At 48.2% G+C, this 14471-nt stretch carries 12 protein-coding genes; 10 read left to right on the forward strand and 2 right to left on the reverse strand.

The features are described 5' to 3' along the window. Positions 1–73 precede the first annotated feature (73 nt). Entirely contained in the window at positions 74–976 is a 903-nt protein-coding gene (gene blaOXA, locus FW758_RS18505) for an OXA-548 family class D beta-lactamase (protein WP_446446161.1), read from the reverse strand. A 333-nt stretch (positions 977–1309) separates the two neighbouring features. Between blaOXA and FW758_RS18510 the strand changes: the two genes are divergently transcribed. The 10 genes from FW758_RS18510 to FW758_RS18555 all read left to right on the forward strand — a co-directional run bounded on the left by FW758_RS18510 (position 1310) and on the right by FW758_RS18555 (position 12876). Next, positions 1310–2479: a hypothetical protein gene (locus FW758_RS18510; protein ID WP_446446162.1), complete on the forward strand. Its 1170-nt coding sequence runs from the start codon at positions 1310–1312 to the stop codon at positions 2477–2479. Positions 2480–2727: 248 nt separating this feature from the next. Further along, positions 2728–3387, forward strand: coding sequence for a SprT family zinc-dependent metalloprotease (locus FW758_RS18515; protein WP_259563333.1), 660 nt, complete (start codon positions 2728–2730; stop codon positions 3385–3387). A 173-nt stretch (positions 3388–3560) separates the two neighbouring features. After that, complete coding sequence (gene endA, locus FW758_RS18520; protein WP_446446163.1) at positions 3561–4337, forward strand: endonuclease EndA; 777 nt, start codon at positions 3561–3563, stop codon at positions 4335–4337. An 8-nt stretch (positions 4338–4345) separates the two neighbouring features. Continuing rightward, positions 4346–5077, forward strand: a complete 732-nt coding sequence (rsmE, locus tag FW758_RS18525) for a 16S rRNA (uracil(1498)-N(3))-methyltransferase (RefSeq protein ID WP_006082999.1) — start codon at positions 4346–4348, stop codon at positions 5075–5077. A gap of 91 nt (positions 5078–5168) precedes the next feature. Then, a complete protein-coding gene (gene gshB / locus FW758_RS18530) occupies positions 5169–6122 on the forward strand; it encodes a glutathione synthase (protein ID WP_012088318.1) in 954 nt (317 codons plus the stop codon). Positions 6123–6196: 74 nt separating this feature from the next. Then, positions 6197–7516, forward strand: a complete 1320-nt coding sequence (locus tag FW758_RS18535; protein WP_006083001.1) for an alkaline phosphatase — start codon at positions 6197–6199, stop codon at positions 7514–7516. A 171-nt stretch (positions 7517–7687) separates the two neighbouring features. Further along, positions 7688–8731: a methyltransferase gene (locus tag FW758_RS18540; protein ID WP_446446164.1), complete on the forward strand. Its 1044-nt coding sequence runs from the start codon at positions 7688–7690 to the stop codon at positions 8729–8731. A 482-nt stretch (positions 8732–9213) separates the two neighbouring features. Further along, entirely contained in the window at positions 9214–10902 is a 1689-nt protein-coding gene (locus FW758_RS18545; RefSeq protein ID WP_445781985.1) for a DUF342 domain-containing protein, read from the forward strand. A 229-nt stretch (positions 10903–11131) separates the two neighbouring features. Continuing rightward, positions 11132–11509 (forward strand): DUF4144 family protein, encoded by a 378-nt coding sequence (locus FW758_RS18550; protein WP_006083004.1) that lies wholly within the window; start codon positions 11132–11134, stop codon positions 11507–11509. A 224-nt stretch (positions 11510–11733) separates the two neighbouring features. Continuing rightward, positions 11734–12876: a site-2 protease family protein gene (locus FW758_RS18555; protein ID WP_006083005.1), complete on the forward strand. Its 1143-nt coding sequence runs from the start codon at positions 11734–11736 to the stop codon at positions 12874–12876. A gap of 143 nt (positions 12877–13019) precedes the next feature. Here FW758_RS18555 and FW758_RS18560 read toward each other — a convergent pair whose 3' ends face one another. Further along, positions 13020–14468, reverse strand: coding sequence for an efflux transporter outer membrane subunit (locus FW758_RS18560; protein WP_446446165.1), 1449 nt, complete (start codon positions 14466–14468; stop codon positions 13020–13022). Positions 14469–14471 lie beyond the last annotated feature (3 nt).

A 14471-nucleotide genomic window follows, 5' to 3' on the forward strand; every position in this document is an offset into this window, starting at 1 on the left:
CGATTTATGTCAGCTAAGTAGGCAGCTTCATACGTAATTCTCGCAAGGTTTAGATACGCGATGCTTACGCGACCTAAGGAATAACGTGTTCCAGTTTTAAAACTTCTTTAGTGATGCCTTGACGCAATGGCAAACCTGCGGCGTCGGGTATATCCATATTCATTGCAAAAAACCACACATTATCATCGAGTTCTACCCAACCCACCCACCAGCCAATACTTGGCTCAGCTCTGACCGCATAGCCGGTTTTTGCGCGAATAATATAGTCAGAATTCGCCTCGGTGAGCATGGCCTGCTTAACGATTCGTTGACTGCGCTCTGAGGCATGGATCTTGTTGTGATAAAGCCGACGCAGGAAATCAATTTGCTCAGTGGCAGAAATCCGAATACCGCCATCGAGCCAAAAGCTATCTAAATTACCCGAGATATCCTCATTGCCATAATCGAAGGAGGCGATCATCTTCGACATCCTCGCCTCACCAATTTGGCGGGCAAACTCTTGATAGACGGGCACAACCGAATACTTCATCCCAGTAATCAAGTTATGGTCACGATTCCAAGTGGCGATATCACGACTTTTACCATCCCATTTAAACACTTGGTGCTCATCCTTCACCACACCCAACTCGAGCGCAATCAAGCTATTGGGGATTTTAAAGGTCGATGCCGGTAAAAAACCTTGATTGGCACGTTTAAGATTGTTGGTATATCCCTGTTGCTTATTTTCGTTCCACAGCACCACCACGCCCGAGGCTTGTTGGGGCTTAGTTTTTTGCGGTTTAGCTTGTTGTTGCTTAGCTTGTTGTTGCTTAGCTTGTTGCGGTTCAACTTGGTGCTGAGTAAAAATGGCATCCCAACTGCGGGTTTCTTGCCACTCCGTCTTCGCCGCTGTTGAGGCAAAAGCTGGGGCAGCAAAGATTGACGACGCTAACAGTGAGGACATCACCAACACAGTCGATATGGCGAACGAACGCATAAAGTCTCCTTGTAGAAAACAAAAAATCCAATGAACTAAAAAAGTGATTAAGGCTATCACTTAGCGTGTTTGCATGCCCTAGCAAACTGCTGACCAATTGTGGCAAAAAAGAGGCAAGTAAGTTCTGCCATAGAAGGACTGATGCCAGCTCCGCCGCCTTTGAAATAGAAGATGTTGAGATAGAAGATATTGGCATAAGATGACGAAGATCACTGCGCATAACTTTATTACCCTCAGCTTGTAGTGCATACTTTTTGGCATAAGAGCCTTCCGCAGGACGAGATGAACATCATTTCCAATCAATAACATCTAATCACTACAGGGAAATCAAAAATGTTGAAGCCAGTGTTGAAGCCAGTGTTAACGCTAATCCTCGCCAGTAGCTTGATCAATACGGCCAGTGCTGTGCAGCTATTTGGTGATGTTGAAGTTTCCCGCCTACCAACAGCCGAAACAACCATGGGCGAAGTCGTGACTCGCTATCAAGCACTCGATGATGGCCTGACTCAGCAGTTAAGTTCCAAGAAAAACGAAGTCGATGCCACCCAATTAGCGGCGCGCCAAGGTCACAGATTATGGCAACAGGCGGTACGCGATGTGCAGTCCGGTCATATTGACGACCGACCTTTATATTGGGCGCGCCTTGCCATGCTTAATAGTCTTAAGAGCACCAGCGCCAACTTTAAAATGGCCGATTGGCAACAAGACATATTAATGAGTGCGGTTGAAAAGGCCTCTCGGGGTTTTAGCGATATTCAATATGCTGATGATGTTCAAATCAAAATATTCCTCACGGGTTTCGATCCCTTCTTCCTCGATAAAGATATCACCCAGAGTAATCCTTCCGGCTTAGTCGCCCTCGCCTTGGATGGGTTCCGCTTTGATGTAAATGGCAAAACGGCGCAAATCGAAACCGCTATGGTGCCAGTGCGTTTTGAAGATTTTGACCAAGGACTTATCGAATCGCTACTGAGCCCGATATACCGCGATCCTAAAACCCAATTTGTATTTACCGTCAGCATGGGCCGAACTGACTTTGATATTGAACGCTTCCCTGCCCGAAATCGCAGTGCCGCGGCGCCCGATAACCAAAATGTCCTCACTGGCGGCACTAAAACCGCACCGGTTGCCCCTAAGCTCAATGGCAAAGATTTTATCGGCCCGCAATTTGTCGAATTCTCGCTGCCTGTTGCCGCCATGCAAGTAAAAGATGACCAATGGAAAGTCAACGATAACCACACAGTCACAACCCTTGCCCGCGGCGAGTTTAGTGCAACATCATTAGGCGAACTGCAAAATGAAACGTCAGTCGAAGGCTCTGGCGGCGGTTATCTTTCTAATGAAATTTCCTATCGCGCCATAGTGTTGCAGCAAAAGTTTAATAGCCGTGCGAAAGTCGGCCATATTCACACCCCAAGAGTCAAAGGCTATGACGCCGATACTGAGCAAGCCATAGTCGAACAAGTGCGCACTATGGTGATGCAGGCGGCAGCGAGTTTATAAGCCAAGTCACACTGGCTGAAACTGGCATTGTCAGATAGCGTTCGCTATGATGCGAACGCTTGGCCTGACTCTTATTTCAATCGCTGATTTGGAAGGCTGAGTATAAGAGCGGATTGCAAGAACAAGCGTTCGAACGCAGAAGCCAAGCGCCATACTTAGGATTGGCTTCATAACTGATGCTTTTATAACTAAATGAGTGTTAAGCACTCAATGTTTACCTTTAACCGACGAGATCCAACGCTAACCCTATGTTGAAACCTGCAGACTTACTCAATGCTTTACGTCGTCGCAGCAGTGAAGCACTCGCCCCACTGACAAAATCGACATACGCAGCCTTGGGCCAAAGCCAAGATAAGTCGCAGCTGATAACGAGTCCACCAGTACAAGATCTGGCTCAGGCACATATTTTCACCGGTTCATCACGCCCACTCTCGTCACTGCAAATACAAGTACTAGAGCGAATTGAAGCTTGTTATCAAGAAGCTGAGATATCGCTTAAGCGCGCTTTCCCACGCCCAGTCACACAATTTAGTCTCAGGGGAAAGAGCGCGGGTACGGCTCATCTGCAGCAGAATCGTTTGCGATTCAATCCTGTGTTACTACGCGAAAACAGCGAAGCTTTTCTAACTGAAGTTGTACCGCACGAAATTTGTCATTTACTGTGTTTTCAGCTTTTTGGCAAAACCAAGCCCCACGGTAAAGAATGGCAATCTTTGATGCTAACGGTATTTAAGGTTAACCCGAGTACCACCCACAGCTTCAATACCACTTCTGTGGCAGGTCGCGACGTGGAGTATCGCTGCGCCTGTGGACCGATTCGGTTAAGTATTCGCCGCCATAACAAGGTGCTACGCGGTGAAAGCCGTTATATCTGTAAACGCTGTAAGACCCATTTAACGGCGATCTAAGCACTCTTCGTGCACAATCCTCACACCCACTCCACAATTCGAATTTCAACATTTGGGAATTGCGTGAGTAAAAAGTACGACTCAATTTGCATAATCAGCGGCATTTCCCTTACCATCACGCCATAAAAGACGAGCCAAAGGCTCGCGTAGTGTTTGTTATTTTGGGATAAATTTTGAACAAAACTTCTTTAACCGTTAATTCACGGCGCCTCTTGCTGTGCCTGATCACTTGGGCGGCAATCTTAACTGTGCCCGCTAGCGCCTCAGTGTCACACCCCAATAGTTTCAGCCAAGCGAAAACTAAGTCGCAGGCGCTCTACGCCGGAAGTCGCCAAGGTACTCTACCCGCCACCAGTTTTTACTGTGGCTGCGATATTCAGATCAAAGGCAAATCGTGGAAACCCGATCTCGCCAGCTGCGGTTATCAAGTCCGTAAACAGGAAACCCGCGCCAATCGTATCGAGTGGGAACACATAGTGCCCGCCTGGGAATTTGGCCATCAGCTCCAATGCTGGCAAAAGGGCGGGCGTAAAAACTGCGCCGATAACAGTAACGAATTTAATAAGATGGAAGCGGACATGCACAACTTAGTGCCCGCCATCGGTGAAGTGAATGGCGATCGCAGTAACTTCCGTTTTAGCCAATGGAACGGTAAAGCCGACCAATATGGCCAATGCGCTATGGTGGTCGATTTTAAGAATCGTCAGGCGCAGCCGCCCGTAAACGCTCGCGGTAAGATAGCCAGAACCTACCTCTATATGCAGCAGACCTATGGGCTTAAAATCGCGTCGAGCCAATTAAAATTGTTTAAGGCATGGGATAAAACCTATCCAGTTGATACTATTGAGTGCAAACGCGATAACGCTATAGCGCAAACTCAAGGCAACCATAATCCCTTTGTGCAGAATGCCTGTAATGCGCCACCACTGCGTCAACAATTAGCCGAGTAAGGTCGACAATGAGAGTCCCAAGAATTTATCAACCTCAACCATTAGCCATCAATCAACAGTTGAACTTAGACGAAGATGGCGCAGCCCATATCGGCAAAGTGCTGCGCATGGGTAACGGCGAACATATCAGCCTATTCAATGGCGATGGCCATGATTATCTTGCTGAAATTGTCGATGCAGGTAAGAAGCATGTCACAGTAAAACTGCTTTCCTGTGAGGCCAATTTATCTGAGTCGCCACTCAACTTGCACTTAGGCCAAGTGATTTCCCGTGGCGATAGAATGGAATTCACCATTCAAAAATCGGTCGAGCTGGGTGTGAATACCATTACGCCGCTGTTTTCCGATCGCTGCGGTGTAAAGCTTAATGGTGAACGCCTAGAGAAAAAAATTCAACAATGGCAGAAAATCGTTGTAAGCGCCTGTGAACAATCGGGCCGCAGCCAAGTGCCTGTGGTTCGCCCAGCGATGGACTTACACGATTGGTGCAGTGAGCCAACCTCGGCGCTGAAACTCAATTTACATCCACGTGCCGCACACGGCATCAATGGCTTAGATTTAGCGCACACACGCGTGCGCCTGTTAATTGGCCCAGAAGGTGGTTTGTCGGCGGAAGAAATCGCCATGACAGAAACCTATCAATTTACCGATGTGTTGCTTGGCCCCAGAGTGCTTCGCACTGAAACCGCCTCGCTCACGGCCATTACGGCGCTGCAACTCAGATTTGGTGATTTAGGCTAAACCGCAGCCGCAAGCTGCGCTGGCATGACAGACCCCATTATCCAATAAATGCTTTTTTGCCTGCAAACGGCGACAAATAAGGAACAGATTAATGATAAAACTCGGCATAGTGATGGACCCCATCAGTGAGATCAACATTAAGAAAGACTCCAGTTTTGCCATGTTAATGGCCGCGCAGGACAGAGGTTATCAACTGTTTTATATGGAAATGGCTGATCTTGCCATGGTCAACGGCGTGGCGATGGCCAATATGCGTCCGTTAACTGTTATCAATGATGCGAGCAAATGGTATGAGCTAGGCGAATCTCAAGACACGCCAATGAGCGAACTCGACGTGATCTTAATGCGTAAAGACCCGCCATTTGATACTGAATTTATCTACGCCACTTACATGCTTGAGCGCGCCGAAGAACAAGGCGTATTAATCGTCAACAAGCCACAAAGCCTACGGGATGCTAACGAAAAGCTGTTCACCGCATGGTTTAGCGAATTCACCCCGGAAACGATCGTGACCCGTGATGCCAAACGTATCCGCGCCTTCCACCAAGCTAAGGGCGATATCATTCTTAAACCTTTAGATGGCATGGGCGGCACCTCGATTTTCCGCGTGAAGCAGGACGACCCAAACCTTGGGGTGATCATCGAGACCTTGACCAGTTATGGCCAACAATATGCGATGGCGCAAGCCTTTATCCCTGAAATTACCAAAGGCGATAAACGCATTTTAGTGGTCGATGGCGAGCCTGTACCTTACGCATTGGCACGTATCCCAATGAAAGGCGAAACCCGTGGCAACTTAGCCGCTGGGGGTAGCGGTGTGGCGCAGCCTTTATCCGACAGCGATTGGGCAATTGCCCGCGCCATTGGCCCTGAGCTTAAAAAACGTGGACTGATTTTTGTCGGGCTGGACGTGATTGGTGACAAGCTGACTGAGATCAATGTGACCAGCCCAACCTGTATACGTGAAATCCAAGCGGCATTTGATGTCGACATCACGGGCATGTTAATGGATGCTATCGAAGCACGTATTAACGCCACAGCATAAGAATTTACCAACGAGTTTGTTGATTGTAAGGCGCGAGCAAATCGCGAGCGCCGAACCACTTCTAGGGATGTGATATGAGTTTCACCAAAGCGCCACTCTTGTTACTCGGCATCAGTTTGCTGTTATCTACGCCAGTTTGGGCAGATGAAACGGGTCCAACGAAAGCGCCATCGCGACCGAAAAACATCGTCATCATGATAGGTGATGGTATGGGGCCGTCTTACACTAGCGCCTACCGCTATTACAAAGATAATCCTGACACCGAAGAAGTCGAGCAAACCGTATTTGACCGTTTACTGGTGGGCATGGCGAGTACCTATCCCGCAAGCGTCAGTGGTTATGTGACTGACTCAGCCGCGGCCGCGACAGCGCTGGCCACAGGGGTTAAATCGTATAATGGGGCGATTTCGGTCGATACCCAAAAGCAACCACTGCCGACCATACTCGAAAAAGCCAAATCCCTTGGCCTCAGCACAGGGGTCGCAGTAACGTCGCAAATCAACCACGCCACGCCAGCCGCCTTTTTGGCACACAACGAGAGCCGTAAAAACTACGACGCTTTGGCACTCAGCTATTTAGAAACCAACGCCGATGTATTTTTAGGCGGTGGTCAAAAGTATTTTCCTCCTGCGCTGTTAGAGCAGTTCAAAGCCAAGGGCTATCAACACATCAGCCGTTTTGAGGATCTCGCCAGCATCACCCAACCAAAAGTGTTGGGCCTGTTTGCCGAAGTACAATTGCCTTGGGCGATTGATGAGAAAGATGCAAGAAAACTCAGCACCTTAACTCAAAAGGCACTCAGCTTACTGTCGCAAAATGACCAAGGTTTTGTGCTGTTAGTCGAAGGGAGTCTCATCGACTGGGCGGGCCACAATAACGACATCGCCACTGCCATGGGTGAGATGGATGAGTTCTCCAATGCCATTGAAGTGGTTGAGCAATTTGTGCGTGAACATCCAGATACCCTAATGGTGATCACCGCCGACCACAATACCGGTGGTCTATCGATTGGCGTCGATGGCAATTACAGCTGGAACCCTGAAATCCTGCGTAATATCTCGGCCAGCACAGACACTTTGGCCTTAGCCGCCATCACTGGTGAGCAATGGCAAGCCGATCTCGCCCGCGGTTTAGGCTTTGAACTTAGCGAAGAAGAAGTCGCCAAATTAAACGTCGCCAGAATGCAGGGATTAGAAACCATGGCGGTGGCGATTCGCCATGTTATTGATAAACGTACTGATACAGGTTGGACAACCGACGGTCACACAGGCACAGACGTACAAGTCTTTGCCGCAGGTCCGGCGTCTGAGCTGTTTAACGGCCATCAAGATAATACCGATATCGCCAATAAGATTTTTAGCTTATTACCTAAACCGAAGAAACCTAAAAGCTAAGCGTTAATCGATTCCGTTCATTAAAGGCAACCGCATAATGCAGTTGCCTTTTTTATTGGGTCTTTTTATTAGGGATTTTATTAGGTCTTTGAGTAGGGATTCGATGCAAACTGGCTCAGGCGTGAATAACGGGTATAATGCCCACACTTAAGTTTATAGGTGCCAGTAACCGTGTTAACCAATCCATCGCAAGTCATTATTCGTAATCAAGACAGCCTAAGCCAACATAAAGTGTTAGTGCTCAATCATGAAGCCGATCTACTGCCAAAAGCCCTGCTCGATGTCGCGGCATCGGTCGATGCACTCGCCTTGGATTACCACCATTACTTGCACTTAGCGCCGCACGCCAACACAAAGCTGCGTTGCTATTTCGGCCATGACCTGCCGCACCAAGATCCGCTTGAACGAGAAAAGTACGATACGGTTATTGTTTATTTCCCCAAAGCCAAACCCTTAGCACCTTATTTGTTTAACCTCGCCGCCAATCATCTTGTGCCTAACGGCCAACTGTTAGTCGTTGGAGAAAACAAAGGCGGGATTAAGTCTTTAGTGAAGCTGTTGCCTGAGTATTTTGCGACTGGAATGAAGCTCGATAACGCTCGCCACTGCCTGTTATTTGGCAGCAGTTTGGAAGGTAGCGCACCAGCGATGAAGCTCAGCGACTGGGTCAGTCAGTATCAACTGACTACGCCGCAGGGCGAGATAAGTATCTGTAACTTAGTCGGGGTGTTTAGCGAAAAACGCTTAGATCTGGGCACTGAATTGTTACTGTCGCACCTACCGACACTCTCGGGCAGAGTGCTCGATTTTGGTTGCGGCGCCGGCGTGATTGCCGCAGCCCTGCTCAAGGCCCAGCCGAGCTTATCCTTAGAGTGTGTCGATATTAATGCGATGGCCTTGGCTTCCTGCGAACTCACCTTAGCCTCCAATGGCATGACGGCCAAAGTCTATCCTTCCGATGGACTCGCGCAAACCACAGGGAAATTTAACGGCATTATCTCTAATCCGCCGTTCCACGATGGCCTTGCAAGCACCACCAGCATAGCGCAGAACTTTGTCACTGATAGTGCCAAGCAATTACAACATAACGGCATTTGGCAAATTGTCGCCAACCGCCACTTACCCTATTCAGATATCATTGCCGCCGAATTTGGCCAATTAAAAGTGGTTGCCGATAACAACAAGTACAAGCTGTATTACTTCCAGCACAAGTAAAACCGCTATCGAAAACGCGCTTATGCTTCAGCTATAGGCGCGTTATTGACTACGCCTCATACTCACTCGTATCACTATCCCAGTTTTTTTCAGATAAAGCTTATCTTTCCTCGTGTTACAAAACTCAATATTGTGATCTGCCGCATGTCAGCGATTCCGGTAAACAGGCTTTCATTTACATCAAACTGCCGTTCCTAGCATAGGGATTTGATTTAAAACATCAAAATAATGGCTAAATCGAAAGTTAGCATTAAGTTGCGGCTTACACTGCTATTAGTACGAATAAACCAGAGATAACACTGCTTATCCCATTCAATTTCTTATAAAAAACTATTTAAAAACCACCCCATAGACCATTAACAACAAAATGCCAACATTTGCTGTTTTTGCAGCCAAAAAGGCTTCTTTACCCTAAGTTTCTACTGTTATACTCAAATCAGCTTCTTAAACAATAATAAAACGCAATTACTAGGAATGCCCCTATGCTGGACCCTGAACTCATTGAGCTAAACAGCGATAAGACAAAAGCTGAATTGCGCCTGATCCCTAATGTCCATGGCCCAGTCACCCATGAAGATATAATGCGCCTGTTGTCTTTACCTGAATTCGCCTCCCTGTTTCCGCTAGAGCCTGCCATTACTAAAACCGTCGCTAAAATTAACTCTCTGTGTAGTCAAGACGACGGGAAGTTTGAGCTCTACGCCACTTTAGCTGAACGCCGCGATGGCGCCATCGCAATCGAAATTAGCCCAGATAAAATGCAAGCCAGCCTCAAACTGACCGCTGCATGGGGCGGTAAACAGATAGATTTGCCAGAGATCCTTACCCATCTCAAAAAGAACAACGTCTGCATGGGGTTGAGCAAACTCAAAATTCAAGCGCTACTGAAACAACTCGGTACGCTCAAGGCCGGCGAAGTTTGCCAAAGTGACATCGCCCAAGGTAAAGCGCCAGTCAATGGACTCAATGCGGTATTAGAACGCAAAGTGTTCCTCGCGCGCGAACGCTTACTCCAGCCACAAGAGCGGGAAGATGGCAGTGTCGATATGCGCAATCTCGGCTCGCTTATCGTCGTCAAAGCCAATGATCTCTTGATGGTTAAGCACCCAGCCACCGAAGGCACGCCGGGTTACAATATTAAGGGCGAAGTGCTTAAACAAAAACCGGGTAAAGATGCCGTGCTTCAAGCCGGTACAGGCACAGATTTTCATCCCAAAGATCCCAATAAACTCATCGCCACAGTAGCAGGGCAACCCGTCGAAACCCGTACAGGTATGAATGTCGATGATATTTTACAGCTTAAAGATGTCGACATCGGCACAGGTCATATCAGCTTTAAGGGCAGTATTTTAATCACCGGCGATGTCCACGAAGGCATGGTCGTTAAAAGCTCGGGCGATATTACCGTGATGGGCTTTGTGGACTCCGCTACCCTAGAGGCGGAAGGTGACGTCACAGTCAGTAAAGGCATCATTGGCAGACAAATCAAAGCCAATGAATACTCTACCAATATCCATTCTCAAGGGCAGATCAGCGCCCAATTTGTGCAATATTCCAATTTGGTAGCCAAGGGCAATATCTTAGTCACTAAACAGTTGCTGCACAGCCATACCAAAACCGCCGGCAGTTTAACGGTCAGCGATCCGAGTGGTCGTCGTGGCGATCTGGTCGGCGGTGTCGCGCGTGCTGAGAAAGGCATCACGGCGGTTGTCATAGGGGCAACGGCGGGAACCAAAACCGACGTTTATTGCGCGATGGAACATGCCGAACTCAAACAAGATCTCAAGCTGCTCGATGAAAGCGTTAAAGCTATGGTTGTCGCCAGTTTAGATATCGAGGCTCGCCTCAATAAGCTACCGCCTAAATCAGAATGGCAAGGCGACGCGGCGATGATCGAGCAAATCAAAATGATGCTCGATGAGAAGAATCGCATTATGGATGAACGCACCCGCGAAGAACTCGAGTTCGATACCTTCAAACAAGAGGTCGAAGGCTATTACGAGAAATACCGTATCGAAGTGCTTAAACACGTATTCCTTAACGTTGAGTTACATATAGGTCCAGCGAATCACCGCACCGCCCGTGAACACGGCACTTGCTGCATTGCCAATGTCAGTCAAGAAATTAACTTTGACTATAACGCCAAAGCCAAAGCCGCACCGACCGCATAATCTTGGCTAGGAGTGATGACTCAGTCGTCACGCCTTCCTCATTCAGCCAGACTCAGTGAACTTGCTCTGGCCTCTATCAATCTTCCCTCAGCGTGGCATACTGCTGTCAGATAAACTCACGCAGCAGCATGCCAAGTATCTTCTTGTATAATCCTAATCCTTGTCTACTGCCGCCGATTGTTCTCAGAGACTGTCTCGGAGCCCATTTTAAACTTCCTAAGGTTCTGAAATAACTAGCGTTAAGATGTCGAGTATTGAATGGCCAGCCATTGTAAAACTGACTCAAAGTGACGAATTACTTTACCTAGAACACCAAAGGGATTGGCTCGAACTCGCCTGTCTCTATCAGCATCATTTTATCGATACCGATCAATTACTCGACTCAAAAGGCCAGCGTTATCTAATCAGTGCCTGTCCGCAGAAAATCCATGAAGACCCCGTCGGCGAACTGCCGCAATTACTGCGCCAAAAACAAGATTTGCCGCTCAATGAATTTATCAAGTGGGTTCAAAACCACGCCCAAGCACTGGGGCAATGCTGTGTCGCTAAACTGGCTTTCACAACGATTTCCCAAGGGATTGAAATTGTACGCACCCTCGATGAATAATCGGCAAGCAGCTGAGATACTATCTACCAACAACTCAGTTGCTCAATAAAAAACACTATGACCTTAAAAGCTAATATCCTCATAGTGAATTCACAGGCATAATTTGCCGCTGTGTAGCAGCGCCGAGTCCACTGGCAAAGCGCAGCTAAAATACACTTCAAAATGACCATTTTCTGCGTCGACTTAAGGGATGACGTTTAAGTTGGCACTAAATATACAAACAGATGGAACCGAAATTGGAACTACTTAAGATTGACTGCTTAGGCAAACAACTGCGCTTAGAAGGCTCACTCGCGGGCTGGCAACAACTCTTCTGGGACAACACCTTAGTCTCACAAAAAGAAGCTTCCGTCGACAATGGCGGCCTCAAGGTTCATGTCTTTGAGCTCACCCACCACAGCAGTCCATTGGCGACAGAAAGTGGCGAGCAAGCCATCGCCATGACAGAAAATAAAATCCAAGTTCGCCTCGAAACCGATCTCGTTTGGCAGCCTTTCCGCCTCGATTACTGCTTGCTGCAGGATGACAAAATTATCGACCAAGGCCGACGCACCGAAAAAGATATCGAACGCCAAACTCCTGAAACGCCCATAGTTAAGCAGCAAAAACTGAGCATGGTTGGACTCGCCTCCCTTGGTTTTAAACTGTTAAAAAGCGCCAAAGTCATAAAAGTGGTATTAGCGGGCGCCAGCGTTGCGGCTTATTCTTGGCTATTCTCCTTCCAATTCGCCCTCGCGCTCATCGCCTGCTTGGTATTCCACGAATACGGCCATATCCGCGCGATGAAATATTTTGGGATGAAAACCAAAGGGATTTACCTTATTCCCTTTATGGGTGGGCTCGCGCTCTCCGATGAAAAAATTAATACGCGTTGGCAAGATGTGGTGATTTCCATCATGGGGCCAACCTTTGGACTCCTGATGTCCATCGCGTCCTTGATTGCTTACCACGCCACGGGCAATGTGTTTTTTGCTGGCCTTGCCGCCTTTAATGCGCTGCTTAACCTATTTAATTTATTGCCAATTTTACCACTCGATGGCGGCCATATTTTAAAGAGCATCAGCTTTTCGATGAACAGCATTATGGGCTTGGTCGCCTGCGCCGCCGGTGCCGCTTTCGGTGTGTATATCAGCTACACCTTAGGCTTAGCCTTATTGGGATTCTTGTTGTTGATCGGCAGCTTAGAAATCATCTTCGAGTGGCGCACTCGCCATCAAAGCCACCTGCTGCCGTTAGACAGATACGGACAAATCTTCTCGGTGATTTGGTACTTGCTCACGGTTGGCGCTTTAGTCGGCATCATCTGGCACTTAGCCGGAACCGGCGATGATATGCTCAGTTTGCCGCTGCAAATATTGCGCAGCTAATTCAGCTTAACAGCTAAACACAGCGCAAAGGCACTAGCACTCAGAGGCTTGCACTTGCCCTGAGTGATGCAAAAACGAAAAACCGCTATTAATAGCGGTTTTGTTTTTCTATAGTGCTGTAATGCTTTTACAACAATGCGTTATTACTTTGCCAAAGGCGGGGCGATATCACTGCCACCAAGGGCTTGATAAAGCGTCGCTTGGGCGGTGAGTTGGTTGTAACGATTCTCGAGTAAAGCCGCCTCGGCGCTGCGACGATTCTCTTGGGCATCAATCCAATTCTGAATACCGATAGCGCCATTGCGATACTGACTCTCATAAATGGCTTCAACGGCTGCCGCTGCGCTGAATTGCTGCGCCAACTTCTCTCCTTGATAGCGATATTGTTGCTTAGCCGAAATCGCATTATCGACATCTTCAAAGGCGGAATAGAGCGTCTTGCGATAATTCACCACAGCGGTTTGATAATCGATATCGGCAATGTCGTTATTGATTTGCATTTGATTCCACTGCAAAAAGGGCAAGACAAGCCCAGCGCCTAAGCTACCAACGGGATTGCGTAACAGCTCTTTTAACTCTGAGGTCGACTCCCCAACTCCACCCGTTAAGCTCAGGCTTGGGAAATAACTCGCATAGGTAGCGTCTTTACTCGCCAAGGCGGAGCGCAGTTGATACAAGGAAGCCTTCACATCTGGGCGTCTGACTAACAAATCTGCTGGTACACCCACGCTAACGTCCGGCACTGCCACATCGGGGAGTTGCTTAATCTCAACCCAAGTCTCCCCTGAGGCTAAACTCTGCGCTGGATCAGCAGCAGGTGCCTGATTGAGTAATATCGCGAGGGCATTTTTAGCCACAGTTAATTGCTGGATAAGCTGACTATGGGCCGCCTCTTGTCCAGCCATGCTGCGCTGCGCTTCGAGCACATTCACTTGCGTCACGGCGCCAGAATCATACTGCCTTTGAGTTAAAGCCAGCGTTTGCTTGCTGTACGCTATGCTCTTTTGGCTCAAATCAACCCGTTGATTTAAATATCCTATCTGCCAATACAAGGATGCAGTGGTCGCCACTAGGCTTTGGGTGGTGCTTTCCCTATCTTCGGCGCTCGCCAGCGCCGCCCATTGAGCTTGGTCGATATTGGCCGACACTTTGCCCCACAAATCCACCTCATAACTGACAGACAAGTTGGCTTGGTAACTCTTAGTCGCATCGCCGCCATCGAGTGGCTGATTACGGGAAGCACCAAGATTGGCCGATAATTGCGGGTACAGATCGTCCCGTGTTAGTCCTGCCTGCAAGCGCGCTTTACGCAGGGTTAAGGTCGCCAGCGTTAAGTCATTGTTGGTGCTCAACACTTGGCTGACCAGCTTATCAAGCTCAGGCTGATGAAACTGCTGCCACCAAGGATCGACTTTTACTTGCTCGTTCACTGTGGTGTTTTGCCACTGCTCAGGAATCGCCAATGCGGGCGGTTCAAAGTCTGAACGCATGAAACTGCCACAGCCACTCAGCAAGGCGATTCCCAAAGCTATGTCCACAGCAATCGCGCAGCTACGAGGAGAAAAGTGTCGATTAAATATTTTTGTATTCATGGT

The sequence above is a fragment of the Shewanella sp. 1180_01 genome, from assembly GCF_052850535.1.